Consider the following 23,678-nt stretch of genomic DNA (forward strand, 5'->3'; position numbering starts at 1 on the left):
CAATTCAAGGTCGACAAGTTCAGCCATCGACCCTTGCGGGAGAGACCGGCGAGGGGGCGGAAACGCCCCGGAACCGGCGCCGAAGGAGCAAACGCCCCGGAAACTCTCAGGCAAAAGGACCGCAAGGGGAGGCACTCTGGAAAGCAGGCCGGACGGCGATGGGGCCGTTCCCGACCTCACCGAAGGAGTAAACCGCAGCGGCGCGATCGGGCGCCGGCGGTGAATCTCTCAGGTCCCGGACAGAGGGGGTGACCGATCCGGCAATGTTGCCGGACGGCGCAACCCTTTGGGCGAGGTGCTGAGACCCTATGGCCGATTCCCCCACATCCTTAGATTCTCTGAAAACGACGCCGCTCCATGCGCTGCATCGGGAACTGGGCGGCAAGATGGTGCCGTTCGCCGGCTACGACATGCCGGTCCAGTATCCGATGGGCGTGCTGAAGGAGCATCTGCACACGCGCGCGGCGGCGGGGCTGTTCGACGTCTCCCATATGGGGCAGGTCAGGCTTTCTGGCCCCGACGCCGCCAAGGCGCTGGAGACCATCGTGCCCGGCAATATCGAGGGGCTGGGCCAGGACCGCACGCGCTACACCCTATTCCTCAATGACACGGCGGGCATCCTGGACGATCTGATGGTGACGCGGCGCGCGGACCATCTGTTCGTCGTGGTCAATGCCGCCTGCAAGGAGCAGGACCTGGCGCATATGAGGCGGCATCTGTCCGATAGCTGCGCGGTGGAGGAACTGACCGACCGGGCGCTGCTGGCGCTGCAGGGGCCGAAGGCGGCCGAGGTGCTGGCCCGACTGGCGCCCGAGACGACTTCCATGAAGTTCATGAGCGCGGCCGAAATGACCATCGAGGGGGCGGAAATCGTCGTCTCGCGGCTCGGCTATACCGGCGAGGACGGGTATGAGCTGTCCATTCCGGCGGATCGCGCGGAGGCGGTGGCCCGGCGGCTGCTGGCCGAGGAGGAGGTCGCGCCGATCGGCCTGGGCGCGCGGGATTCCCTGCGGCTGGAGGCGGGCTTGTGCCTCTATGGCCACGACATCGACATAACCTCCACCCCGATCGAGGCCGACCTTGGCTGGACCATCGGCAAGCGGCGGCGGGAGGAAGGCGGCTTTCCCGGCCACGGCGTCGTCATGAAGCAGATCGAGGAAGGGCCGGAGAAGAAGCGTGTCGGCATCCGGCCCGACGGCCGTGCCCCGGCGCGGGAGGGGACGGAGATCCGGGACGGCCGAGGGCGGCCGATCGGTGTCGTCACCAGCGGCGGCTTCGGGCCCAGCGCCGACGGGCCGGTGGCCATGGGCTATGTCGAATCCGACTTCGCCGCGCCGGGAACGGCGGTGACGCTCATGGTGCGCGGCCGGCCGCTGGCCGCCACGGTCGCCGAACTGCCCTTCGTGGCGCATCGATATTTTCGCGGATAGCAAACTCTTGGACAAACTTTTCTGGGGAGACGGACAAGCATGAGCACGATCAAATACACCAAGGACCATGAATGGATCCGCGTCGACGGGGATGTCGGCACCGTCGGCATCACCGACTACGCGCAGGAACAGCTCGGCGACGTGGTGTTCGTCGATCTGCCGGACGTCGGCAAGACGATCACCAAGGGCGGCGACGCCGCGGTCGTCGAGAGCGTGAAGGCGGCCAGCGAAATCTACGCCCCCGCCGATGGCGAGGTGGTGGAGACGAACGAGGCGCTGGTAGGCGAGCCGGGGCTGGTCAACAGCGATCCCGCCGGCAAGGGCTGGTTCCTGAAGCTGAAGCTCTCCGACCCGTCGCAGCTCGACGCGCTGATGGACGAGGACGGCTACAAGGAGTTCGTCGAGGGGCTTTCCTGATGCGCTATCATCCGCTGACCCTCGACGACCGGTCGGCCATGCTGGCGGCGATCGGCGCGGGATCGATCGATGATCTGTTCCGCGACGTGCCGAAATCGGCCCGCCTCTCCGGCCCCATCGCCGACCTGCCCATGGGGCGGGGCGAGATGGAGGTCGAGCGGCTGGTCGGCGTCATGGCGGCGCGGAACGTGCCGGCCGGATCGGTTCCCAGCTTCCTGGGCGCCGGGGCCTACAGGCACCATGTGCCGGCGTCGGTCGACCATCTGATCCAGCGCGGCGAGTTCCTGACCTCCTACACGCCCTACCAGCCGGAGGTCAGCCAGGGGACGTTGCAATATCTGTTCGAGTTCCAGACCCAGGTGGCGCTGATCGCCGGCATGGAGGTCGCCAACGCGTCGATGTATGACGGCGCGACCGGCTGCGCGGAGGCCGTGCTGATGGCCAACCGCATCACGCGGCGGAAGAAGGCGGTGCTGTCCGGCGGGCTGCACCCGCACTATCGCGACACGACGGCGGTCCAGGGCCGGTTCGTCGGCTTCGACCTGGTCCGGCCGGACCCGGACCCGGAGGGGGAGGAGGATCTGGCCTCCCTGATCGATGACGACACCTCCTGCGTGGTGGTGCAGAACCCGACGCTGTTCGGCCAGGTGCGCGACCTGTCGCCGCTGGCCGAGGCCTGCCACGCCAAAGGCGCGCTGCTGGTCGTCGTGGTGACGGAGGCGGTGTCGCTGGGATTGATGACGTCGCCCGGCGAAATGGGCGCGGACATCGTGGTGGCGGAAGGCCAGTCGATCGGCAATCCGCTCAATTTCGGCGGGCCGCATGTCGGCCTGTTTGCCACGCGGGAGAAGTTCCTGCGCCAGATGCCCGGGCGGCTGTGCGGCCAGACGGTAGATGCCGACGGCAAGCGCGGCTTCGTGCTGACCCTGTCGACGCGGGAGCAGCATATAAGGCGGGAGAAGGCGACCTCCAACATCTGCACCAACAGCGGCCTCTGCGCGCTGGCCTTCACCATCCATATGAGCCTGCTGGGCGAGCAGGGCTTCCGCCGGCTGGCCGAAATCAACCACGCCAACGCCTCGCTGCTGGCCGACAGGCTGTCCTGGGTCGAGGGCGTGACGGTGCTGAACGACAGCTTCTTCAATGAATTCACCGTGCGGCTGGCGAAGCCGGCGGCGGCGGTCGTCGACAAGCTGGCCCCGAAGGTGCTGGCGGGAGTCCCGGTCTCCCGGCTCTACAAGAACCGGCCGGCGCTGGCCGACCTGATGCTGGTCGCGGCGACGGAGACGACGACGGAGGAAGACATGGACGCTCTGGCGGATGGTCTCAAGGAGGCGCTGGCATGACCGGCATGAACAGGCAGGGCCGCCCGACGCGGCCGTCCGGCGCCGGAGCAGGCGGGGCGGAGACCTTCACCGGCAACCGGGCGCTGATGATCGAGGAAGCGCTGATCTTTGAGCAGGACAATCCGGGCGCGACCGGAGTCGATCTGGCCCCGCCGGCAACGGCGAAGCGCCGGCTGGGGCCGGTGAAGCCGCGCGGCGCGATCGGATTGCCGCAGCTTTCCGAACCGCAAGTGGTGCGCCACTACACCCGCCTGTCGCAGAAGAATATGGGCATCGACAGCGCGCTCTACCCGCTGGGGTCGTGCACGATGAAGCACAATCCCCGGCTGAACGAGAAGATGGCGCGCCTGCCCGGTTTCGCCGATCTGCATCCGATGCAGCCCGAAAGCACGGTCCAGGGGGCGCTGGAACTGATTGACGAGCTGGCGCGCTGGCTGAAGCTGCTGACCGGCATGCCGGCCGTCGCCATGACGCCTGGGGCGGGCGCCCATGGCGAGATGTGCGGCATGATGGCGATCCGCTCCGCCCTGGAGGCGAAGGGCGACCCGCGCAGCCGCGTGCTGGTGCCCGAATCGGCCCACGGGACCAACCCGGCGACGGCGGCGGCGCTGGGCTACACCGTCGATTCGATCCCGGCGAACGATCGTGGGCGGGTCGATCTGGCGGCCCTGAAGGAGAAGCTGGGGCCGGACGTGGCGGCGGTCATGCTGACCAACCCGAACACCTGCGGCCTGTTCGAGGACGAGATCGTGGAGATCGCCGAGGCCGTCCACGCGGCCGGGGCCTTCTTCTATTGCGACGGCGCCAACTTCAACGCCATCGTCGGCCGGGTGCGGCCGGGCGATCTGGGCGTCGACGCCATGCACATCAACCTGCACAAGACCTTCTCCACCCCCCATGGCGGCGGCGGGCCGGGGGCGGGGCCGGTGGTGCTGTCCGAGGCGCTGGCGCCGTTCGCGCCGGTGCCGACGGTGGTCCGCAGGCCCGACGGCGCGCTGCATCTGGTGGAGCATATTGAGGGCGGTCAGGCCCGAAGCTTCGGCCGGATGAAAGGCTTCCACGGCCAGATGGGCATGTTCGTCCGCGCGCTGGCCTACATGCTGAGCCACGGGGCGGACGGGCTGAAGCAGGCGTCGGAGGATGCGGTGCTGAACGCCAACTATGTGATGGCCGGACTCAGCGGCGCGATGACGCCCTCCTTCGAGGGGCCGTGCATGCATGAGGCGCTGTTCGACGACGGGTTCCTCAAGGGCACGGATGTCTCAACGCTCGATTTCGCCAAGGCGATGATCGACGAGGGCTACCACCCTATGACCATGTACTTCCCGCTGGTCGTCCATGGCGCGATGCTGATCGAGCCGACGGAGAGCGAATCGAAGGCGACGCTGGACGAGTTCGTGAAAACGCTCCGCGCGCTGGCCGACCGGGCGAAGGCGGGCGATGCCGACTATTTCCGGGGCGCGCCCTACCACACGCCCCGCCGCCGGCTGGACGAAACCGCCGCCGCGAGGAAGCCGATCCTGCGCTGGCGGCCGGAAACGGGCATGCAGGAGGCGGCGGAATAGGAACCAACCGCCCTCACCCTCCCGCTTCGCGGGTCCCTCCCTCTCCCGCAGGCGGGAGAGGGTAAGAAAAGCCCTCTCCCCGCCGGGGAGAGGGTTGGGTGAGGGGCGGTTGGTTCCTCAGCAATCCGGGCAGCGGTTTGTTTCCACCGTCAGGTGGACGATTCCCAGATGGCGGGGGATGAGGGCCTTGTAGCCGTCGGGCGACAGCGGCTTGCGGGCGACCAGCGTCACCTCAGCGGCGTGGATCGCCGGGCCGATCGACCAGACATGGAGGTCGGCGACCCTGGCGTCGCCGGTATCCTCGATCGCGCGGCGGAGGGCGTCGCGGATCTCCGCCGGCGCCTCCCGGTCCAGCAGCACGCCGGCAGTGTCCTTCAGCAGTCCCCAGGACCAGCGGGCGACCAGCAGCGCGCCCAGCACGCCGATCGCCGGATCGGCCCAGCCGGCGCCGGCATATTTCGCGGCCAGCAGCCCGGCGATCGCCAGGATCGAGGTCAGGGCGTCGGTCAGCACATGCAGATAGGCCGAGCGCAGGTTGTGGTCGTGCTCGTGGTCATGCCCGTGCCCATGTTCATGTGTGTGGCCGTGGCCGCCCAGGATCACCGCGCAGACGCCGTTGACGACAAGCCCAAGGAGGGCGACCAAGATCGCTTGGTCGAAGGCGATGGGGACGGGGTCCAGGAACCGGGCGACGCTCTCGACCGCCATCAGAACCGTGAAGCCGATCAGCAGCAGCGCGCCGGTGAAGCCTGCCAGCGCGTTCACCTTCCCGGTGCCGAAGGCGAATCGCCGGTTGCCGGCATGGCGGCGGGCATAGACATAGGCCATGGCCGCGATGCCCAGCGCGACCGCATGGGAGCCCATATGCAGCCCGTCGGCCAGCAGGGCCATGGAGCCGAAGGCGAGGCCGGCGGCGATCTCCACCGCCATCATCGCAGCGGTGACGGCGACGACGATCAGCGTCCGTCGCTCCCCCGCGCGCGGCCGGTCCTGGCCGAAGACATGGTCGGTCTGCCAGCGATCCAGCGTGTGTCGGTGCATGGGGCGAATCATCCTCGACATGGAAGCTTCCGGTCACACATGGACGCGGGCGGCGCGGAATGGAAGCCCGTTCCCGACGGCTCGTGGCATCCATGCCACAGGGTCAGGGAAAAGTGCAGGTGCGGATGAATGGCCGACAAATGCCCCTTGCCTGCGACAATAGGACCTGCATATTGGACGCCTTGATGCACTCCAGATCGCGGAGGGAACGCATGGTTTATCGACTTTCCAGCACGGGCGACTTCGCCGGCTAAGGCCGCTTCCCGGTTCTCGCGATCCTTTTCTCGTAGACCCAGAACTATCCTAGCCGGTCGATCGACGACCTGAACGCCGCGACTCCGGTCGCATCGGCGCGGGTCCGTCCTTCCCATCGATCGTCGCCCTTTCCCCGTCCACCCGAACACCGGCCTCGCGGAATTTTTCCGCATGCCGGCTGCCCCGGCCATTCCCGGCCATCAACATGCAACCTATGGGAGCATAAAATGTACGACGTTCGCTATCGTCAGTCCGCCGGCGGTTCGTCTTCGGCGATCCGCCGCACCCTCCGCATCCTGCGGAGCCTGGTCGTCCGGCAGTCCCCCCGGCGCGGCAGCAAGCCCCGCACGCTCAACCATCTGAGCGAGCATTTACGGCGGGACATAGGGCTCAGCCCGTAAGGGGGCGGGAGGGCGCGAAATACCTGCGTCCTCCCGCTTCTCCCAATTATTTGTGGTCATGCCGGACTTGATCCGGCATCCATGCGGCGTCGAGGGCGGGCGGGGCCGCGTCCGGTCCTGCATCGCCGGCGCGGCGTCTCCGGCCCATGGATTCCGGATCAAGTCCGGAATGACCAATAAAAACAATGTCGTGTCGGATCCCGATTTCGCTGGAATGACGACCGGCGGTGTCCCTCAGAACGTCCTTGCGCCGTTGACCGGCAGGAGGACGGCGTAGAGGGAGGTGGTGGCGCAGATGTAGAGGCGGTTGCCTTTCGGGCCGCCGAAGACGACGTTCGCCACCGTCTCCGGAACCAGCACCTTGCCGATCAGCGTGCCGTCGGGGTGGTAGCAATGGACGCCGTCGGCCTCGCTGGTCCAGATCCGGCCTTCGTCATCCAGGCGGAACCCGTCGAACGAGCCGGTGGCGAAGATCTTGCCGCCGGACAGCCTGCCGTCGTCAGACACGTTCAGCACCCGCATGTGGCGCGGGCCGTTCTCGACATGGCTGGCGCCGGTGTCGGTGACGTAGAGCAGCGTCTCGTCCAGCGAGAAGGCGAGGCCGTTGGGGCGCACGAAATCGTCCGCGACCAGGATCACCTGGTCCGAATCCGGCTCGACGCGATAGACGTTGCAGGCGCCGATCTCGCTTTCGGCCTTCCGCCCCTCATAGTCGGAATCGATGCCATAGGCCGGATCGGTGAACCAGATCGAGCCGTCGGACTTCACCACCACATCGTTCGGGCTGTTGAAACGCTTGCCCTGGAAGCGGTCGGCGATGAGGGTGACCGTCCCGTCATGCTCGGTCCGGCTGACCCGGCGACCGCCATGCTCGCAGGTGACCAGGCGGCCTTCGCGGTCGACGCTGTTGCCGTTGGAGTAGCCGGCGGGCTGACGGAAAATACCCGTCCGGCCTGTCGTCTCGTCGAACCGCAGCATCCGGTCGTTGGGGATGTCGCTCCACACCAGCGACCGGTGGGCGGGAAAATAGGCGGGGCCTTCCGCCCAGCGGCAGCCTTCATAGAGTCGTTCCAGCCGGGCGCTCTGCTTCACGCAGAGCCGGAAACGCTCGTCCAGTATCTCGAAATCCGAAGCGGCCATCATCGTCCTTCATGCGCGGTTGCGTGAACGGGCGACAGGATCGGCCGGGAAGGGGGCGGGGGCAAGGGTGCTAACTAACACCCCTCACCCAACCCTCTCCCCGGCGGGGAGAGGGCTATAGGGGGAGGTCAGTGGAGCTTGGAGGGGAGTTCGGCGATCGAGTGGTCGATCAGGGCCGCTTCCTTTTCCTTGTCCAGCTTGCCGCCGATCACCTGCCGGGCGGCGGCGATGGCGACGTCGACGGCGATGGTGCGGACTTCGGTCAGCGCGGCGGCCTCGGCCTGGGCGATGCGGTCCATTGCCTGGGATTCGCGCCGCTTCAGCACCTCCTCCAGATCCTTCGCCGCCTGGGCGCGGAGCCGTTCGGCTTCCTGTCGGGCGTGGGAGATGATCTCCTCCGCCTCGCCCATGGCGTCGCGCTGGCGGCGCTGGAAGGAGGCGAGGGAAGCCTGGGCCTCCTCGCGGAGGCGCTGGGCCTCTTCCAGCTCGTTCTTGATCCGCTCCGCGCGGCCGTCGAGGCTGGCGAGGATCGCCCGCTTCGCCGGCTTGAACGCGATGGCGATCAGGATGATCAAAGCGGCGAGGAGGAACAGCTCCGTCGGCGGGCCGTGATGCTCGGCCTCCGCATGGGCCTCGTCGCCGCCGACCTCATGCGTCTCGATATCCTCGACCGCCGGCTCGCCGGCCTGGGCGAGGATAATCCCGCCATTGGGCGCGCCGTCGGGGGCCTGGGTCAGGAGGATGGGTTCGACGCCCCTCATCAGGCGGCTCCCTTCAACTGGGCATCGACGGATTTGGCGACCTCGTCCCTGGCCGGCTCGACGCCGATCAGCTTGGACGTGATCTCGCTCGTGACGCCGACCGCGATCTCGCGGACATGGGCCTTGGCCTCGTCCTTCGCCTCGGCGATGCGGGCTTCGGCCTCGTCGGTCTTGCGGCCCAGCTCGGCGGAGAATTCCGCCTGGCGCTTGGCCGAGATTTCGGCGATCTCCTGCGCCGCCTGGGCGAGCACTGAGGACGCCTCGCCCCTGGCCTTGGCCAGGGCGGCCTCATACTGCTCGATCACGGCGTCGGCCTCCTTCTTGAGGCTTTCGGCGCGTTCCAGATCGTCGGCGATCCGTTCGGACCGTTCCTCCAGCACCTCGGCGATGCGCGGCAGGGCCACGCGCGCCATCAGCACGTAGAGGGCGGCGAAGATGATAGCCAGCCAGAAGACCTGGCTTGCGAAGGTCGAGGGATCGAACTGCGGCATCGGGCTCTCCTCACGGGATCGGCCGGACGGCCGCGAGGGGCCGGCCGGCGCATTCCGGTTCCGTCAGGACGCCTTAGCCGAACAGCGAGATCAGCGCGACGATCAGGGCGAACAGCGCGATGGCCTCGGTGACGGCGAAGCCGATCCAGATGTTGGCGCCGATATCGTCCTTCGCGGCCGGGTTCCGGGCCAGCGCCGTGATGTAGCTGGACCACACATTGCCGACGCCGATGCCGGCGCCGATCATGCCGATGGCGGCGAGGCCGGCGCCCACGAACTTAGCAGCTTCGAGTTCCATGGTACTTCCTTCCTTGAGATATGCTTTGAAGGTTTGGGAAAAGGGTGAAACGGGGACGGGCGCCGCGATCAGTGCAGATGCAGCGCGTCGTGAAGATAGACGCAGGTCAGGATCGCGAAGACATAGGCCTGGATGACCGCGATCAGGACCTCAAGCCCGGTGATCGCCACCAGCGCCAGGATCGGCAGCACGCCGAACACGCCCAGCACCACGACGAAGCCGCCGATGACCTTCAGCATGACGTGGCCGACGGTCATGTTGGCGAAAAGACGAACCGACAGGCTGATCGGCCGGGAGAGGTAGGAAACCAGCTCCACCGGCACCAGGATGACAGCGGTCCACAGGGGCGCGCCCGGCGGGAAGAAGAGCTGGAGGAAATTCGTGCCGTGGCGCGCGATGCCGATGATCGTGGTGCCGATGAAGATCAGCGCCGCCAGCGCGAAGGTCACGATGATGTGGCTGGTGAAGGTGAAGGCGCCGGGGATGAGGCCCAGCAGGTTGCCGAACAGCACGAACATGAACAGCGAGAAGACGAACGGGAAATATTTCCGCCCGTCGGAGCCGACATTGTCGCGTATCATGTTGGCTATCACTTCGTAGGATAGCTCCGCCAGCGACTGCAGCCTTGTCGGCACCAGCGCGCGGCCGCGCATGGAGGTCGTCAAAAAAGCGGTGATCAGCACCGCCGCGATCACCATGAACAGCGACGAATTGGTGAAGGACAGATCCAGATCGCCCACCTGGATGGGAACGATCGGCTTGATCTCGAACTGCTCTAGCGGACCCGCCACGCGGTCTCTCCCGGTCTGACGCCTTAATCCGGCCTACTGGTCGGCGGCCCGTTCGGCTGCCCTACGTTCCTTCGCCCTGCGGTCGATATCCTGCGCGGCGCGGTAGACGTTCAGGAAGCCCGCCGCCGAGCCGATCAGGAAAAACACGATCAGCAGCCACGGAGCCGTGCCGAGCCACCGGTCCAGCACGATGCCGATACCGGTGCCGACGACCACCGCCGCTGCCAATTCGACCGCGATGCGCAGCCCGGCCGCCATGCCTTCCGATCTGATCCCGCCCCTGGAGCTTCCGCCGAACTGCTTCTCCCGCCGCCGCGCCTTCGCAGCGCGCAATCGGGAGTCGAAATCATCCGGCAATGCCGGATCGTCGCGATCGTCGGAACCCACGGTGGCTGGAAAAACCTCAGCATTCTTGCCGCGCCCGCACCTTTGGCGCGCCGCAACTTAGTTAGGCGCCCCATACCCTGTCAAGGCTTGGGGTGGAGAAGGTTTTTTGTGTTGTTTTTCAATATATTGAGTGACGTGAAGGCCTGCCGTGAAGGTTTCGTTGTTGGGTCATTCCGGACTTGATCCGGAATCCATGGGCCCTCGCCGCTTCACCAACGGCGAAGGAACAGGCGCAATCCGGATGTCCATAGACACCGTATGGATGCTGGATCAAGTCCAGCATGACGACTTTCCTTGCCCGTCCTTCCCAAGATTGACCGATGCCTGAGCGTCGCAGTATAGTGCCGACGTAGAAACTTTGGATATACGAGTGATGCGTGCACAGATCAGCCGATGGGGAAACAGCCTCGCCGTGCGGGTGCCAAAACCGCTGGCGGACGCCATGGCGCTGACCGAGGGCTCAGCGGTGGAGATCGAGGTGGCGGAGGGCGCGCTGAAGGTGACGCCTGCCAGGCCGCGCTACCGGCTGGAGGACCTTCTGGCCGGGATCGGGCCGGACAATCTGCCGGAGAGCTTCGATGACGGTCCGGTCGGGGAGGAGCGGCTCTGATGGCCGCGCCCGACCGGGGCGACCTTGTTTGGATATCCTTCTCCCCGCAGGCCGGCCATGAGCAGGCCGGCCGCCGTCCCGCGCTGGTCCTGTCGCCCAGGGCCTATCACCGGAAGACGCCCTACTGCATCGTCTGCCCGATTACCTCGCGGATCAGGGGCTACCCGTTCGAGGTTGCGCTGCCGGAAGGGCTGCCGGTCGCCGGCGCGGTGCTGGCCGACCAGGTGAAGAGCATCGACCGCCATGCGCGCCGGATCGAGTTCGCGGGCAAGGCGCCTGCCGCCATCATGGAGGATGTGGCGGCGAAGCTGGCGGCGCTGCTTCCCTTATAAGATCAAGCCAGCGCCAGGGAGGTCTGGCGCATGGTTTCGGCGCGCTGGAGGTCGACGGAGACGAGCTGGCTGACCCCGCGTTCGCGCATGGTGACGCCGTAGAGCCGGTCGACCCTCGCCATCGTCATGCGATGGTGGGTGATGACCAGGAAGCGGGTGACCTCGTCGCGGACGAGCTGTTCCAGCATGGAGCAGAAACGGTCGACATTGGCGTCGTCCAGCGGCGCGTCGACCTCGTCCAGCACGCAGATCGGCGACGGGTTGGTGAGGAAGACGCCGAACAGGAGGGAAAGCGCGGTCAGCGCCTGCTCCCCGCCCGACAGCAGGGAAAGGTGCTGGAGCTTCTTGCCCGGCGGGCTGGCGAAGATCTCCAGCCCGGCGTTCAGCGGGTCTTCCGCATCGGTCAGCTTCAACTCCGCCTGCCCGCCGCCGAACAGCTTCACGAACAGCTCCCGGAAATGACCGTCGACCACGTCGAAGGCGGCCAGGAGCCTTTCCCGCGCTTCCTTGTTCAGGCTGGCGATGCCCTGGCGCAGCCGGGCGATGGCGGCGACGAGGTCGTCGCGCTCCTGGATCATGGCGGCGATCTGCGTCTCAAGCTCCGTCGCCTCGACCTCGGCGCGGAGGTTGACCGGCCCCATCCCCTCCCGTTCCCGGATCAGTCGCTCCAGACGGTCGGTATGCTCCTTCTCGTCGGGGAGGGGCGCTGTCGGGTCGATGCCGGCGATGGCGGCCGTCCGTTCCGGCGGGCAGTCCAGACGCTCGGCGATCCGGTCGCGCACGGCGTCGAGCGCGGTCATCGCCGCACGCACCTCCGCCTCGCCGCGCACCCTCGCCTCCCGCGCCTCGGCCAAAGCGGCCTCGGCCGATTTCAGCGCGCGACCGGCTTCGGAGAGCCGTGTTTCGGCGGCGGCAAGCGCATCGGCCGCGACGGAGCAGTTCTTCTCCGCCGCCTCGATCTCCTCGATCAGCCCTTCACGTTGCGCCGCCAGTTCGGCCGGACGACTCTCGAGCCCAGACAGCGTGCGGCGGGCCTCGTCGGCGCGGGACTGGAGTTCGCCGAGGCGGTCGGAGGTGCCGGCCGCGCGGTCGCGCCAGCTTTTCTCGTCCGTCTCGATCCCCCGCAGCCGGTTGCGCCGGCCGCCGGCCTCCCGCCGCAGGGTCTCCAGCGCGTTCCGCTTCTCGGCTTGGACGGCCCGCCGGTCGGCCAGCGCGGCGCGGCGGTCGGCGATGGCGGTGCGCTGGGCGGCCGTGTCGGGGAGGGCGGCGAGCGCGTCGGTCGCCTTTCCGAGATCGGCTTCGGCCGCCTTGCGGTCGGCGGCGATCCCGTCCAGCGATTCGATGAGGGCCGAAAGGCGGGAGCGGCGGCCGGAATCGGCCTGGGTCAGCTTCGCGTGCCGGTCGCGGGCGGCGTTGAGGCGGGAGAAGGCGTCCTGCATCGCCCTGCGGGTCGCCTGCTCGGCCTCCCTGGCTTCCGTCGCGCGCGCCTTCGCGCCGTCGCGGCGGGCGCGGGCGGCTTCGGTTTCCGCCGCCATGCGGTCCTTCTCCCGGCGCAGCCCCGCCAGCCGGTTGCGCTGCTCCAGCCTTGCGGCCGCGGCGCTGGGGCTGCCGGGGGCGGCGCGCAGCCCGTCCCAGCGCCAATGGCCGCCGTCGCGGGAGACGATCTGCTGGCCGGGCAGAAGCGACTCCGCCAGCCCTTCCGCTGTCGTGGAATCGGTGGCGACGCCGATATGGGCGAGCCTACGGGCAAGCGCGGCCGGGGCCTTCACGCGGCCGGCCAGCGGCTCGGTTCCGTCCGGCAAGGCGGCCACATTCTCGTAGGCCGGCGGGGAGGACCAGTGGATCTGCGCCGCCGGGTCGGCCGGAAGTTCGGAATCATCGCCCAGCGCCGCGCCGAACGCTGCCTCGTAGCCCGGCTCCACCGTCACCGAATCGATCAGCGGGGGATGGTCGCCCCGGTTGCCGCCGGCCAGGATGCCGGCCAGCGCTTCAGCCTCCGCCGTCAGCCGGGCGAGGGCGCTGTCGAGGGCGCGGAAACCTTCCTCGGCCTCAGTGCGCTCCGCCTCGGCCGCCTGCCGCGCGGTCTCGGCGGCCTCGGCGGCGGTCCGGGCCGTTTCCACCGCCCCTTCGGCCGCAATCGCCTCGGCCTCTGCCGCCGCGACATCGGCGCTTTCGGCTATCTCCTTCTCCAGCGCGGCGCGCTGGCGGTCGATATCCTCCTGCCGGCGGAGGAGGGCCTGGACCCGTGATTGAAGGTCCGTCGTCTCGCGCTGGCGGGACTGGCGCTCCGCCTCGTCGGCGGCGACCTTCTCCGTCAGGGCGGTCAGCTCGGAGTCCAGCGATTCGATCTCCGCCGTCGCGCCGGCCAGCGCGGATTCGGCCTTGGCCTCCCGCTCCTCCTCGCCGGCCTGGGCCTGGCCGATGCGGTCGCGTTCGCGGGCCAGCCGGTCCAGCGCCTCGGCCGCGTCGGCGGACAGGCCGCGTTCGCGCTTCAGGTCGCCCTCGATCTGCTCCAGCCGCCGGGACGTCTCCGCCTGGGCATCGCGGATGCGGCGTTCCTCCGCCTCCAGTCCTTCCCGGGCCACCGCCAGCCGCTGGAGCGCGGCCCCGGCGGCGGCTTCCTTCTCGCGCAGCGGCGGGACGGCGGCGGCGGCCTCCGCCTCCTCCGTCGTGGAGCCGCTGACGCCGAGCATCCGGTCGCGGACCGCCGCCTCGTTCTCCTCATAGGCGCGGCGGGCTTCGTCCAGCGCGGCCTGGGCAGCGCGCCAGCGGAGGTGGAGGACGATGGCCTCGGTCGCGCGGATGCGTTCGGACAGGTTGCGGTAGCGGGCGGCCTGTCGCGCCTGCTTGCGCAGGCCCGCAAGCTGCGTCTCCATCGCGCCGATCACGTCCTCCAGCCGGACGAGATTGGCTTCGGCCGCCTTCAGCCGCAACTCGGCCTCATGCCGGCGGCTGTGCAGGCCGGTGATGCCGGCGGCCTCCTCCAGCAGCAGGCGGCGCTCGGTCGGCTTGGCGGCGATCAGCGCGCCGACGCGGCCCTGGCTGACCAGGGCTGCCGATCCGGCGCCGGAGCCATTGTCCTGGAACAGGATCTGGACGTCGCGGGCGCGCACCGACTTGCCGTTGACCCGGTAGTCGGATCCCGCGCCGCGTTCGATCTTCCGCCTGATCTCCAGCGAATCGAAATGGTTGAAGATCGCGGGTGCGGTGCGGCGGCTGTTGTCGACCTCCAGCACCACCTCCGCCAGGTTGCGGGCCGGGCGGGCGGTGGTGCCGCCGAAGATGACGTCGTCCATCTCCGACCCGCGCATGCGCTTGGCGGAGGTCTCCCCCATCACCCAGCGCAGCGCCTCGACGAGGTTCGACTTGCCGCAGCCATTGGGGCCGACGATGCCCGTGATTCCCTGCTCGATCACCAGTTCCGTCGGATCGACGAAGGATTTGAAGCCGGTGAGACGGAGCTTTGAGAACTTCAAGCGCGTCGGGCCCTCATGGTTGGCCGGGGGGACGGGACTGGGACGGTCAGTCCGCCGCCGCCTCCTCGATCAGGGCGACGAAATCCTCCAGCGGCAACGCGCCGGCATGGGTCTCGCCCTCGATGACGAAGCTGGGGGTGGAGCTGATGTCGTACTGCGTGGCCCCGGCTTCCCGGAGCGCGACCAGCCGGTCGGCCATCTCCCGGTCGTCCAGGCAGGCATCGATCGTGGACTGCTCCAGCCCGGCCATCTGGCCGATCCGGCTCAGCGCCTCGCTCGGGTCCTCGGCCGTCGCCCATTGGCGCTGGGTGTCGAACAGCACGTTGACGACGTCGAAATACTGGTCGTCCGGCACGCAGCGGGCCAGCAGACCGGCCTGCAGCGCCACGCCGTCCAGCGGGAAGTCGCGGAAGACGATCTTGAGCTGCCCGGTGTCGACGAACCGCTCCTTCAGTTCCGGCAGCGTCTCGGTATGGAAGGCCGCGCAGTGCGGGCAGGTGAAGGAGGCGTACTCGATCATCGTCACCGGTGCTGAGGGATCGCCCAGCACGGCGTCGAAATCGGTGATGCCGGCGTCCCAGTTTTCGCCGGAGCCGCCGCCGGAACTTTCGTCGGTCGACGGGGCGTCCGCCGGCTGGGCGGCCGCATCGGTTGCGATCGGCGTCGGCTCGGATTCGCTCCGGCCGGTGAGAAAGTAAGCGCCGGCGCCGACCACGATGATCACCGCGACACCAACAAGTAGCGTGTTTCGACCCACTATAACGCTCCTATCCACAATATGTTGACTATATGCCCGGAGGCCTCGAAACCGCAAGCGACCCCATGTCGTTCATCCCTACCGCGACTTCTGGAAGATCGAACGGCCCAGCGAAGCCAATCTGGCGCGAAGATCGGGGTCGTCCACGCGACTCAACGCCGCTTCCAGGGAGGATTCGTCGGTCGGCGACAGCGGCCGGGGCGCGGCTTTGCGCTTCCGCGCCGGGGGCGGGGCCTGGATCAGCTTCAGCGCCTCTATCGCGCGATAGCCGAAATGGCCGTTGATCCGCTCCAGGATTCGCGGCTCGTCATGCTGGATTTCCAGCGCGTCGGCGGGGGCGGTGCGCAGGACCAGCGTGCCGCCGTCGCGCCGCCCGCGCGGAAAGCTCAGCCGCTCCGGCGCGGCGCGGCCGGCCAGATCGGCCCCGGCGATCGCCTCCCAATCGGTCAGCAGCGCGCCAAGCCCGGCATTCGCCTTGCCGAGAGAGCGGCGGGCGATCGGCTGGATCAGCGCGGCCAGCGTGCGCGGCCTGCTCATCGCCGCCTCCAAAATCGCTCTGCCAATCGACCGGAGGCTCCGGGCGTAGTAGACATCGCCCCGTCATCCCGGTTCGAGCGCCATGCCCGATTCATCCTCTTCCTCCCCAGATTCCTCCCCCGGCGCCGCCGACCTTCAGCGCCGTCTGCTCGACTGGTACGACCGCCACCGGCGGACGCTGCCCTGGCGCGCGCCGCCGGGCGGCCGGGCCGATCCCTACCATGTCTGGCTGTCGGAGATCATGCTCCAACAGACGACGGTGGCGGCCGTCGGCGCCTATTTCCGCGACTTCGTCGCCCGCTGGCCGACCGTCCAGGACCTCGCCGACGCCGATCTCGACGACGTGCTGCGCGCCTGGGCCGGCCTCGGCTACTACGCCCGGGCGCGGAACCTCCACAAATGCGCCCGCGTCGTCGCTCATGATCGCGGCGGCAGGTTTCCCGAAGATGAAGAGGAATTGAGGCGCCTTCCGGGCGTCGGGGATTATACCGCCGCCGCCGTCGCGGCGATCGCCTTCGATCGTCCGGCGGCGGTGATGGACGGCAATGTGGAGCGGGTGGTCGCCCGCCTCCATGCCGTCACCCAGCCGCTGCCGGACGCCAAACCGGCGCTGAAAGTCCTCACAAGCGCGCTCACGCCTGCCTACAGGCCGGGCGACCATGCCCAGGCGATGATGGATCTGGGAGCGACCATCTGCACGCCGAGGAAGCCGAAATGCATTCTCTGCCCATGGAGCGGCGGCTGCGCCGGCCGCCGCGCCGGGATCGAGGCGGGGCTGCCGGCGAAGCGTCCGAAGCCGGAGCGGCCGACCCGTCGCGCGGTGATCTTCTGGCTGGTCAACGGCAAGGGCGCGGTGCTGATCCGCCGCCGGCCGGAGAAGGGGCTGCTGGGCGGAATGATGGAGTTCCCCTCCGGCCCGTGGGAACCGCGCCCCGACCTGCCGGAGGTGGAGGCGGCGCTGGACTCAGCCCCGGCGCGCACGGCCTGGAAGGCGCTGCCCGGCATCGTCCGCCACACCTTCACGCATTTCCATCTGGAGATGCGGGTCGCCGTCGGCCGCGTCGGCTACGAACCGCCGCTCAACGGCCGCTGGGTCCCGGTCGACCAGCTGGGCGAGGAGGCGCTGCCGACCGTGATGGCGAAGGTGGCGCGCCATGTGATGGCTGCGGCGGGGCGTGGACCGGCGGGGTCACCATGAGAAGAGGTGAAGGCCGGCCTTCCCGCTGACAGGGTCGCTTTCGCCATTCACTCCAGATCGATATCGATCGGCCTGTGGGACAGCGGAACTACGATTCGGAGGAGCGTTGCTGCCCGTCCAAGCCTGCAGGTAGGCTGCAACGGCGTGCCGACAGTTTAAACTTAGCTTAATGGCGGTTAATGGGGTGAGATTGACTCTCGGAAAGCCTTGTTTCCAGATTAAGCTAAGCATATTGCATTCATTAGCTATTTAAATTATATTTTATGTATGAATGTGAAATTATATGGAGGAGGCAATGAGAGTCGCCGCTTCAGGTTGGTCTAGACACATGGGCAGCAATCCCATTTTTAACAAAAATTTGGAAAATTTAGTAATATGTGATGATGCCTGGGTCGCGGCCGCTAGCAGTTGGGATAATAACACCGCTTTTATCAATAGTGATAGACTTGAAATATTTCATGGCCGCAAAATAAGATTAAATGGAGATTACAGAGTCAGAATAGAAATAGAGAAAGACGAAATAGCCTTTATTTTTAAAAAAATCTTTGGAGATAATCTGTCTCAAGAAATATTAGATCGTTTTGGATTGTCGGTTGATGAATCTGTTTTGGTATCTATGCTGGAGAAACGGACTTTCTCTGAAATAGTAAGGCTGACAGGTGATAATCATCATTCCGAGACGGTAAATGGGCCTACTCCAATCACCTGAGCGGAGTGTGGTGGGATGGAGGTGCTTTTCCTTTCAGCACTCTCGTAAGGCGTTCGGTTCATTGCCAAGAACTTGTAATGAGCCATAAGCATGTGGGCCGCGATAAGAACCTCATGGCCGCTCTTCTTCGGCATGTCCCTGCTGATGGTCGGCAACGGGCTGCTAGTGACGCTGCTGACCATCAGGGCGACGGAGCTGGGGTTCGGGGAGGCGGTGATCGGGCTGGTCCAGGCGGCCTATCCGGTGGGGACTCTGCTGGGATGCCTGGTCGCGCCCCGACTGGTCGCGCGGGTCGGCCATGTCCGGACCTTCGCGGCGCTCGCCTCCACCGCCAGCACCGCGGCGCTGATCCATATGGTCACCGTCGATCCGTGGAGCTGGGGGGCGATGCGGATGCTGGCGGGGTTCTGCTTCGCCGGGCTCTATGTGGTCGCGGAAAGCTGGCTCAACGGGCGGGCGACCAACGACAGCCGGGCCAGCCTGCTGTCGATCTATTTCGTCATCCAGACCGGCGGGCTGGCGCTGGGGCAGACGCTGCTGAGATTCTCCAGCCCCGAAGGGATCGTGCTGTTCGTCGTGGTCTCGGTCCTGATCTCGATATCGCTGGTGCCGATCCTGGTCACCGCCGACGCCTCGCCTGCCTTCTCCGCGCCCGAATGGATCTCGATCGGCGGCCTCTTTCGCCTGTCGCCCATGGCGCTGTCGGGCGCTTTCCTCAACGGCGTCGCCCAGGGCGCGCTCTATATCGCGCTCGCCCTCTACGGCCAGGCGATCGGCCTGGCGGCCGGGCCGGTCGGCGCGCTGGTCGGCTTCGCGACGCTGGGCGGGATGCTGTTCCAGTTTCCCCTAGGGCGGCTTTCCGACCGTATCGACCGGCGGCTGGTCATCACCGTGGCGGCAGGGCTCGGCGTTCCGCTCTGCCTCGCGCTGGCGGTCTGGGGCGCGCCGGCGGGAAACCTCACCCCGCTCTATGCCGGCGTGGCGCTGCTGGGCGGGTTGACCCTGCCGATCTATTCGATCTGCGTCGCCCATATGAACGACCATCTGAAGCCCGGCCAGATCGTGGCGGCCAGCGGCACGCTGGTCCTGGTGCTGGGGGCGGGGATCGTCTTCGGGCCGATCCTCGGTTCCCTCGCGGTCGGCCGGTTCGGGCCGGCGGGCCTCTTCCACCTGCTGGCGATCGTCCAGGGCCTCACCGCCGCGTCGGCGCTGCTGCGCCTGTGGCGCGGCAGGGCGCCGGCCGAACCGTCCGCGACGGCCGTCGCGATAAGCCATCAGGCGACGCCGGGCGCGGCGCTCCTGGGCTCCGACGCCTCCGCGGAGGACGGGATGACCGGTGAGGGTTGAGCCGCCCGTCCCTCTTCACAAAAGGTTCATGGGAGAGTCAGCGCCGAGTCACCGGTTTTCCCGATAAGCCCGTCCGGCGCCGCTCCCTCAAATCCCCGGGGCGTCCGCTTTCCAGGCAGGAGAGAGAGGGCAGATGTTCGCGAGATGGATCAACGACCGGCCGGTCGCGGTCAAATACGCCCTGGCGCCGGCGGTCATCCTGGCGGCGCTGCTGCTGACCGCCGCCGTCGCGACATCCAGCATCGGCCGTCAGCAGGAGGCGATCGGGGAGATCGGCGCGGCGGCCGGGCTGCGATTGCGGGCAAGCGCCCTGTCCGCCGATCTGGCGAAGACGCACGCCATGCTCTACCGCATGACCGCGCAGGGCACGAACACGACCAACGTCATCGACGGGTCGGCCTTCGACATGAACGCCATGCTGGCGGAGATCGCGGCTGCGCTGGCCGATCTGCGGTCCCGCGCGGAACGGTTGCTGGCGGAGAATCCGGCGGCTTCGTCCGACCCGGCCATCGCCGATTTGCCGGCCCGGCTGGAAGAATATGAATCGAAGGCGACCCTGGTCGCTGATATGGCCTCCCTCGGCTCAGCCCAGGCGTTGCGGATGGTGCTGGAGGCCGATGCACTGTTCACCGCGATCCAGCCGCGCCTCGCCGCGCTGGAGCAGGCGGCCGCCGCGAAGGCCGACGCCGCCTCGGCGGCGAGTATCGCCGATGGCGAGGCCGCGCGCCTGCGCTTCCTGCTGACGGCCGGGCTGGCCATCGCGGCGGGCGGGATGCTGGCCTGGGCGACCGGCAGGACGGTGACGCGGCGGGTGACCGCCCTGGCGCTGGGCATCCAGCGGCTGAGCGAGGGCGATATGGACGCGCCGCTGGCCGAGGCCGACCATCGCGACGAGATCGGGCGGATCGAGCGGGCGGCGCTGATCTTCCGCGCCAGGCTGGCGGAGAATGCGGAGATGGCGGCGCGCGAGGCGCAATCCCAGGCCGACCTCTCGGACCGCCAGCAGGCGCGCGGCCGGCTGACCGACGCGTTCAACGAGAAGATCGGCGTGCTGGTCGAAAGGCTGGCCGCCGCCGTCCGGACGATGCAGGCGACCTCCGACGCGATGGTCGCCAACGCGCGGGAAACCGGCGGCCGCAGCGCCGCCGTCTCCCACTCCGCCATCGAGGCCTCCGCCGGCGTGCAGAGCGTGTCGGCCGCGGCCTCCCAGCTTGCCGTCACCGTGAAGGACATCACCGGCCGAATGGCGGAGACGGCAAGCGCGGTCGGCGTCGCGGTCGATCAGGCGCGGTCGGCGGAGGCGAGGATCGTCCGGCTGTCCGACGCCGCCGACCGGATCGGCCGGGTCGTCCAGCTCATCGGCGACATCGCCGCCCAGACCAACCTGCTGGCGCTCAACGCGACGATCGAGGCGGCGCGCGCCGGGGAGGCCGGGCGCGGTTTCGCAGTGGTCGCCGGCGAGGTGAAGTCGCTGGCCGGGCAGACCGCGCGGGCGACGGAGGAGATATCCGGCCATATCGCCGGCATCCAGACGGAGATGGCGGAGGCGGTTTCCGCGATCACCGCCGTCACCGGCTCCGTCCGCGACATCTCCGCGATGTCGGAGACGGTCGCCGGAGCGATCCGGGAGCAGGGAACGGCGACGGAAGCGATCGCCCGGAACGTCGAGCGCACGGCGTCGGGGACGGAGGAGATATCCCGCACTATCGCGGAGGTCGCCGACATCGCGGAGGATACCGGCCGCCGCGCCGCCGGCGTCTTGGACGCGACGGGCGCTCTGGGCGAGGAAAGCGAGACGCTGCGGCTGGAGGTCGAGCGATTCCTGGCGTCGGTCAGGGCGGCCTGAGCCGGCGGACTGGCTAACGCCTTATCCGCTCGATCTCCACGCCGACGGCGGCGGCGTCGGGGAAGACGTCCAGCTTTTCCACCCGGATGCGGACGCTGAGCACGCGGCGGTCGGAAAGGCATTCCTCCGCCAGCCTTTCGGCCAGCGTCTCGACAAGCTGGATGTGTCCGGCGGCGACGATGTCGCGGGCGACCAGGACGAAAGGTTCGTAGGAGACGACGGCCTCGATCGAATCCTCCGACAGCGGGCCGGTCTCCTCGATCGCCAGATCCATGTTGATGCGGATGCGCTGCGGACGCCGGTGCTCATGCTCATAGACGCCGATGGAGGCGGCCAGCACCAGGTCACGCACGAACAGGTGGCGGACGCCGGCGCGGGCGACCGAGGGCGGTGCGGAGGAGCGGGTGGCGGGAACGATGCTCATCGCGGCAGCGGTAGCATGAGGCCGGCTGGCGAAACAAGCGCGGTTGCGACGCCTCTCAGCCTCGTTCCGCCCGGATCTGGTCGCGCAGCAGGTCGATCGGCGCCATGCGCCCCTGCGGCGTCTCGAAATGCCAGAAGGTCCAGCCGTTGCAGGAGGGCGCGCCCTGGACGGCGGCCCCGACCTGATGGATGGACCCGCGATGGTCGCCATAGGCGGTGACGGAGATGAGCGTGCCGTCGGCGCGGACGTGGGCGGCGTGCTGGCGGCGCTGGTCGAACAGGGTCTGGCCGATCTTCAGCATCCCCCGCTCGACCACCAGCCCGAAGGGCACGCGCGGAGCCTGCCGCTTCGCGGTGGTGGCGACCAGCGACAGATCGGCCGGCCCCTTGATCGCGGCGATGCGGTCGCGGGCGACCTTGGCGTAGCTCTCCTCCCGCTCCAGCCCGATGAAATGGCGGCCCAGCTTGCGGGCGACGGCCCCGGTGGTGCCGGTGCCGAAGAACGGGTCCAGCACGACCTCCCCCGGCCGGGTGGAAGCCATCAGCACGCGGTAGAGCAGCGATTCCGGCTTCTGGGTCGGATGGGCCTTCCGCCCGTCGCCATCCTTCAGCCGCTCCGGCCCGCCGCAGAGCGGCAGCAGCCAGTCGCTGCGCATCTGGAGATCGTCGTTCAGCGCCTTCATGGAATCATAGTTGAAGGTGTAGCGCGCCTTGGGCGACTTGGCGGCCCAGATCAGCGTCTCATGGGCGTTGGTGAAGCGGGTGCCGCGGAAGTTCGGCATCGGGTTGGTCTTGCGCCAGATGACGTCGTTCAGGATCCAGAACCCCAGATCCTGAAGGATCGCGCCGACCCGGAAGATGTTGTGGTAGCTGCCGATGACCCACAGCGCGCCGTCCGGCTTCAGCGCGCGGCGCGCGGCCTCCGCCCAAGCGCGGGTGAAGGCGTCGTAGGTCCCCAGATCGTCGAACCGGTCCCACTCCTCGTCCACCCCGTCGACGCGGGTGTTGTTCGGCCGGTGCAGGTCGCCGCCGAGCTGGAGGTTGTAGGGCGGATCGGCGAAGACGCAATCCACCGATCCCTCCGGCAGGGCGAGCATGTTCTCCACGCAATCGCCGATCAGGATGCGATCGAGCGGAAGCTCCGCTGCGGGGGTGGGGATTCTGACGATTCGGTTCACCGGCCCAAAATGAATCGAGCCCGAATCGACGTCAACTCATTATTCGCGATTCATCGCGCCGAGTCAGAGGGTTAAGGCGTATTGTTCAGCCACGGGCGCAAAACTGCGCCGGTGGTGGGGCGTACAGCCCAGCGCCTGGAGCGCCGAACGGTGCTCCGGCGTGGCGTAGCCGGCGTTCCGTTCCCAGCCATATCCCGGATGCTCCAGCGACAGGCGCGCCATCTCCCGGTCCCGCGTCACCTTGGCGACGATGGAGGCTGCCGCGATGGAGAGGCTGAGCCCGTCGCCGCCGATCACCGCCAGGCCCCGGCAGGGCAGATCCGGCGGCAGCCGGTTGCCGTCGACCAGCGCCGAATCGGGCGCGTGGGGCAGGGCCGAGAGCGCCCGGCACATTGCCAGGTGGGAGGCCTGGAGGATGTTGTGGGTATCGATCTCCTCCACGCTCGCCCGGCCGATCCCGACATGGCAGAGGTCCATGAGGACGGGCAGCAGGCTTTCCCGCACCTCCGGCCGGACCCGCTTGCTGTCGTCGATCAGCAGGGCCATGGCCTCGGGCAGCCCGGCCAGCGGCAGCACCACCGCGCAGGCGACGACAGGCCCCGCCAACGGCCCCCGCCCCACCTCGTCGACCCCGGCGACCAGCAGGTCAGGCGCCCCGGCGGCGCGTTCGAGGGAGAGGTCGGGCATGGTTGCGGATCGGTTGCGGAAGGATGGCCGACCATAACCCGATTTCGGCGCGGGAAGTCAACCTGCCCGAAGGAGGAAAACCAACGCCCCCTCACCCAACCCTCTCCCACGAGGGGAGAGGGCTAACAATGAGCAACCGGAAAGAGGGGTGACAAGTTAGCCCGGAGACATGGGTTACAGGTTTTGTGGTTTGTTCTGTAGCGCATGGGGTCTGGACGGCCGTCCAGACCCCCAGCGCATGAATCCTTGCCTCCC

24 protein-coding genes and 1 riboswitch are annotated in these 23,678 nt (G+C 68.0%); of the genes, 11 read left to right on the top strand and 13 right to left on the bottom strand.

The features are described from left to right. Positions 1–26 precede the first annotated feature (26 nt). A riboswitch (glycine riboswitch) is annotated at positions 27–132 on the top strand. A 176-nt stretch (positions 133–308) separates the two neighbouring features. Genes gcvT through gcvPB form a run of 4 tightly spaced genes read left to right on the top strand, consistent with a single transcriptional unit; the run spans position 309 to position 4,758 of the window. Continuing rightward, positions 309–1,430, top strand: a complete 1,122-nt coding sequence (gene gcvT / locus AAFN89_RS06150; protein WP_347536976.1) for a glycine cleavage system aminomethyltransferase GcvT — start codon at positions 309–311, stop codon at positions 1,428–1,430. A 39-nt stretch (positions 1,431–1,469) separates the two neighbouring features. Next, a complete protein-coding gene (gcvH, locus tag AAFN89_RS06155; protein WP_347536978.1) occupies positions 1,470–1,847 on the top strand; it encodes a glycine cleavage system protein GcvH in 378 nt (125 codons plus the stop codon). Further along, positions 1,847–3,193, top strand: coding sequence for an aminomethyl-transferring glycine dehydrogenase subunit GcvPA (gene gcvPA / locus AAFN89_RS06160; protein WP_347536980.1), 1,347 nt, complete (start codon positions 1,847–1,849; stop codon positions 3,191–3,193). The genes gcvH and gcvPA overlap by 1 nt, the downstream gene beginning before the upstream one ends. 5 nt (positions 3,194–3,198) lie before the next feature. Continuing rightward, positions 3,199–4,758 carry an aminomethyl-transferring glycine dehydrogenase subunit GcvPB gene (gene gcvPB / locus AAFN89_RS06165; protein WP_347537045.1) on the top strand — a complete coding sequence of 520 codons (1,560 nt, stop codon included), beginning with the start codon at positions 3,199–3,201 and terminating at the stop codon, positions 4,756–4,758. 117 nt (positions 4,759–4,875) lie between these two features. Here the strand turns inward: gcvPB and dmeF are convergent, their stop codons facing one another. Beyond that, positions 4,876–5,799 carry a CDF family Co(II)/Ni(II) efflux transporter DmeF gene (gene dmeF, locus AAFN89_RS06170; protein WP_347536983.1) on the bottom strand — a complete coding sequence of 308 codons (924 nt, stop codon included), beginning with the start codon at positions 5,797–5,799 and terminating at the stop codon, positions 4,876–4,878. 482 nt (positions 5,800–6,281) lie between these two features. Between dmeF and AAFN89_RS06175 the strand changes: the two genes are divergently transcribed. Then, on the top strand, positions 6,282–6,455 hold the full coding sequence (locus tag AAFN89_RS06175; protein WP_347536986.1) for a hypothetical protein: 174 nt from the start codon (positions 6,282–6,284) through the stop codon (positions 6,453–6,455). Positions 6,456–6,689: 234 nt separating this feature from the next. Here AAFN89_RS06175 and AAFN89_RS06180 read toward each other — a convergent pair whose 3' ends face one another. From AAFN89_RS06180 to AAFN89_RS06205, 6 genes are all read right to left on the bottom strand, one after another. After that, positions 6,690–7,598, bottom strand: coding sequence for an SMP-30/gluconolactonase/LRE family protein (locus AAFN89_RS06180; protein ID WP_347536988.1), 909 nt, complete (start codon positions 7,596–7,598; stop codon positions 6,690–6,692). 125 nt (positions 7,599–7,723) lie between these two features. Then, on the bottom strand, positions 7,724–8,356 hold the full coding sequence (locus tag AAFN89_RS06185; RefSeq protein ID WP_347536990.1) for a F0F1 ATP synthase subunit B: 633 nt from the start codon (positions 8,354–8,356) through the stop codon (positions 7,724–7,726). Further along, a complete protein-coding gene (locus AAFN89_RS06190) occupies positions 8,356–8,847 on the bottom strand; it encodes a F0F1 ATP synthase subunit B' (protein ID WP_347536992.1) in 492 nt (163 codons plus the stop codon). The genes AAFN89_RS06185 and AAFN89_RS06190 overlap by 1 nt, the downstream gene beginning before the upstream one ends. A gap of 73 nt (positions 8,848–8,920) precedes the next feature. Next, positions 8,921–9,145 carry a F0F1 ATP synthase subunit C gene (locus AAFN89_RS06195; RefSeq protein WP_347536994.1) on the bottom strand — a complete coding sequence of 75 codons (225 nt, stop codon included), beginning with the start codon at positions 9,143–9,145 and terminating at the stop codon, positions 8,921–8,923. Positions 9,146–9,213: 68 nt separating this feature from the next. Continuing rightward, positions 9,214–9,936 carry a F0F1 ATP synthase subunit A gene (locus AAFN89_RS06200; RefSeq protein WP_347536999.1) on the bottom strand — a complete coding sequence of 241 codons (723 nt, stop codon included), beginning with the start codon at positions 9,934–9,936 and terminating at the stop codon, positions 9,214–9,216. 33 nt (positions 9,937–9,969) lie between these two features. Further along, positions 9,970–10,323, bottom strand: a complete 354-nt coding sequence (locus AAFN89_RS06205) for an AtpZ/AtpI family protein (RefSeq protein ID WP_347537002.1) — start codon at positions 10,321–10,323, stop codon at positions 9,970–9,972. Between the two features lie 373 nt (positions 10,324–10,696). Here AAFN89_RS06205 and AAFN89_RS06210 point away from each other — a divergent pair, with 373 nt between their 5' ends. Then, positions 10,697–10,933 carry an AbrB/MazE/SpoVT family DNA-binding domain-containing protein gene (locus AAFN89_RS06210; protein WP_347537004.1) on the top strand — a complete coding sequence of 79 codons (237 nt, stop codon included), beginning with the start codon at positions 10,697–10,699 and terminating at the stop codon, positions 10,931–10,933. Beyond that, positions 10,933–11,265: a type II toxin-antitoxin system PemK/MazF family toxin gene (locus AAFN89_RS06215; protein ID WP_347537007.1), complete on the top strand. Its 333-nt coding sequence runs from the start codon at positions 10,933–10,935 to the stop codon at positions 11,263–11,265. Before AAFN89_RS06210 ends, AAFN89_RS06215 begins: the two co-directional genes overlap by 1 nt. A 2-nt stretch (positions 11,266–11,267) precedes the next feature. Here AAFN89_RS06215 and smc read toward each other — a convergent pair whose 3' ends face one another. From smc to AAFN89_RS06230, 3 genes are all read right to left on the bottom strand, one after another. Further along, entirely contained in the window at positions 11,268–14,741 is a 3,474-nt protein-coding gene (gene smc / locus AAFN89_RS06220) for a chromosome segregation protein SMC (protein ID WP_347537009.1), read from the bottom strand. Between the two features lie 46 nt (positions 14,742–14,787). Further along, positions 14,788–15,498, bottom strand: a complete 711-nt coding sequence (locus tag AAFN89_RS06225) for a DsbA family protein (protein WP_347537011.1) — start codon at positions 15,496–15,498, stop codon at positions 14,788–14,790. Positions 15,499–15,576: 78 nt separating this feature from the next. Continuing rightward, positions 15,577–16,035: a DciA family protein gene (locus AAFN89_RS06230; protein ID WP_347537013.1), complete on the bottom strand. Its 459-nt coding sequence runs from the start codon at positions 16,033–16,035 to the stop codon at positions 15,577–15,579. An 82-nt stretch (positions 16,036–16,117) separates the two neighbouring features. Here AAFN89_RS06230 and mutY point away from each other — a divergent pair, with 82 nt between their 5' ends. The 4 genes from mutY (at position 16,118) to AAFN89_RS06250 (ending at position 21,135) form a co-directional block, all read left to right on the top strand. After that, positions 16,118–17,233 carry an A/G-specific adenine glycosylase gene (gene mutY / locus AAFN89_RS06235; protein WP_347537015.1) on the top strand — a complete coding sequence of 372 codons (1,116 nt, stop codon included), beginning with the start codon at positions 16,118–16,120 and terminating at the stop codon, positions 17,231–17,233. Positions 17,234–17,528: 295 nt separating this feature from the next. Continuing rightward, the gene (locus AAFN89_RS06240) at positions 17,529–17,942 is read left to right on the top strand and encodes a hypothetical protein (protein WP_347537017.1); all 414 of its coding nucleotides are present in this window, start codon (positions 17,529–17,531) and stop codon (positions 17,940–17,942) included. A gap of 90 nt (positions 17,943–18,032) precedes the next feature. Next, positions 18,033–19,289, top strand: a complete 1,257-nt coding sequence (locus AAFN89_RS06245) for an MFS transporter (protein WP_347537019.1) — start codon at positions 18,033–18,035, stop codon at positions 19,287–19,289. Positions 19,290–19,422: 133 nt separating this feature from the next. After that, on the top strand, positions 19,423–21,135 hold the full coding sequence (locus AAFN89_RS06250) for a methyl-accepting chemotaxis protein (RefSeq protein ID WP_347537021.1): 1,713 nt from the start codon (positions 19,423–19,425) through the stop codon (positions 21,133–21,135). Between the two features lie 13 nt (positions 21,136–21,148). Here AAFN89_RS06250 and folB read toward each other — a convergent pair whose 3' ends face one another. The 3 genes from folB to AAFN89_RS06265 form a co-directional block, all read right to left on the bottom strand. Continuing rightward, a complete protein-coding gene (gene folB, locus AAFN89_RS06255; protein WP_347537024.1) occupies positions 21,149–21,559 on the bottom strand; it encodes a dihydroneopterin aldolase in 411 nt (136 codons plus the stop codon). Positions 21,560–21,614: 55 nt separating this feature from the next. Next, positions 21,615–22,655: a DNA methyltransferase gene (locus tag AAFN89_RS06260; RefSeq protein ID WP_347537048.1), complete on the bottom strand. Its 1,041-nt coding sequence runs from the start codon at positions 22,653–22,655 to the stop codon at positions 21,615–21,617. Between the two features lie 144 nt (positions 22,656–22,799). Continuing rightward, positions 22,800–23,423, bottom strand: a complete 624-nt coding sequence (locus tag AAFN89_RS06265) for a ribonuclease HII (protein WP_347537026.1) — start codon at positions 23,421–23,423, stop codon at positions 22,800–22,802. Between the last annotated feature and the right edge of the window lie 255 nt (positions 23,424–23,678).

The sequence above is a fragment of the Inquilinus sp. CAU 1745 genome, from assembly GCF_039839375.1.
Lineage (GTDB): Bacteria > Pseudomonadota > Alphaproteobacteria > DSM-16000 > Inquilinaceae > JBDOQU01.

What these genes read in the sequence shown, in the direction of transcription:
- gcvT (WP_347536976.1), top strand. Translation starts at nt 309, where the DNA reads ATGGCCGATTCCCCCACATCCTTAGATTCTCTGAAAACGACGCCGCTC.
- gcvH (WP_347536978.1), top strand. Translation starts at nt 1,470, where the DNA reads ATGAGCACGATCAAATACACCAAGGACCATGAATGGATCCGCGTCGAC.
- gcvPA (WP_347536980.1), top strand. Translation starts at nt 1,847, where the DNA reads ATGCGCTATCATCCGCTGACCCTCGACGACCGGTCGGCCATGCTGGCG.
- gcvPB (WP_347537045.1), top strand. Translation starts at nt 3,199, where the DNA reads ATGAACAGGCAGGGCCGCCCGACGCGGCCGTCCGGCGCCGGAGCAGGC.
- dmeF (WP_347536983.1), bottom strand. Translation starts at nt 5,799, where the DNA reads ATGCACCGACACACGCTGGATCGCTGGCAGACCGACCATGTCTTCGGC.
- AAFN89_RS06175 (WP_347536986.1), top strand. Translation starts at nt 6,282, where the DNA reads ATGTACGACGTTCGCTATCGTCAGTCCGCCGGCGGTTCGTCTTCGGCG.
- AAFN89_RS06180 (WP_347536988.1), bottom strand. Translation starts at nt 7,598, where the DNA reads ATGATGGCCGCTTCGGATTTCGAGATACTGGACGAGCGTTTCCGGCTC.
- AAFN89_RS06185 (WP_347536990.1), bottom strand. Translation starts at nt 8,356, where the DNA reads ATGAGGGGCGTCGAACCCATCCTCCTGACCCAGGCCCCCGACGGCGCG.
- AAFN89_RS06190 (WP_347536992.1), bottom strand. Translation starts at nt 8,847, where the DNA reads ATGCCGCAGTTCGATCCCTCGACCTTCGCAAGCCAGGTCTTCTGGCTG.
- AAFN89_RS06195 (WP_347536994.1), bottom strand. Translation starts at nt 9,145, where the DNA reads ATGGAACTCGAAGCTGCTAAGTTCGTGGGCGCCGGCCTCGCCGCCATC.
- AAFN89_RS06210 (WP_347537004.1), top strand. Translation starts at nt 10,697, where the DNA reads ATGCGTGCACAGATCAGCCGATGGGGAAACAGCCTCGCCGTGCGGGTG.
- AAFN89_RS06215 (WP_347537007.1), top strand. Translation starts at nt 10,933, where the DNA reads ATGGCCGCGCCCGACCGGGGCGACCTTGTTTGGATATCCTTCTCCCCG.
- AAFN89_RS06230 (WP_347537013.1), bottom strand. Translation starts at nt 16,035, where the DNA reads ATGAGCAGGCCGCGCACGCTGGCCGCGCTGATCCAGCCGATCGCCCGC.
- mutY (WP_347537015.1), top strand. Translation starts at nt 16,118, where the DNA reads ATGCCCGATTCATCCTCTTCCTCCCCAGATTCCTCCCCCGGCGCCGCC.
- AAFN89_RS06240 (WP_347537017.1), top strand. Translation starts at nt 17,529, where the DNA reads ATGAGAGTCGCCGCTTCAGGTTGGTCTAGACACATGGGCAGCAATCCC.
- AAFN89_RS06245 (WP_347537019.1), top strand. Translation starts at nt 18,033, where the DNA reads ATGTGGGCCGCGATAAGAACCTCATGGCCGCTCTTCTTCGGCATGTCC.
- AAFN89_RS06250 (WP_347537021.1), top strand. Translation starts at nt 19,423, where the DNA reads ATGTTCGCGAGATGGATCAACGACCGGCCGGTCGCGGTCAAATACGCC.
- folB (WP_347537024.1), bottom strand. Translation starts at nt 21,559, where the DNA reads ATGAGCATCGTTCCCGCCACCCGCTCCTCCGCACCGCCCTCGGTCGCC.
- AAFN89_RS06260 (WP_347537048.1), bottom strand. Translation starts at nt 22,655, where the DNA reads ATGCTCGCCCTGCCGGAGGGATCGGTGGATTGCGTCTTCGCCGATCCG.
- AAFN89_RS06265 (WP_347537026.1), bottom strand. Translation starts at nt 23,423, where the DNA reads ATGCCCGACCTCTCCCTCGAACGCGCCGCCGGGGCGCCTGACCTGCTG.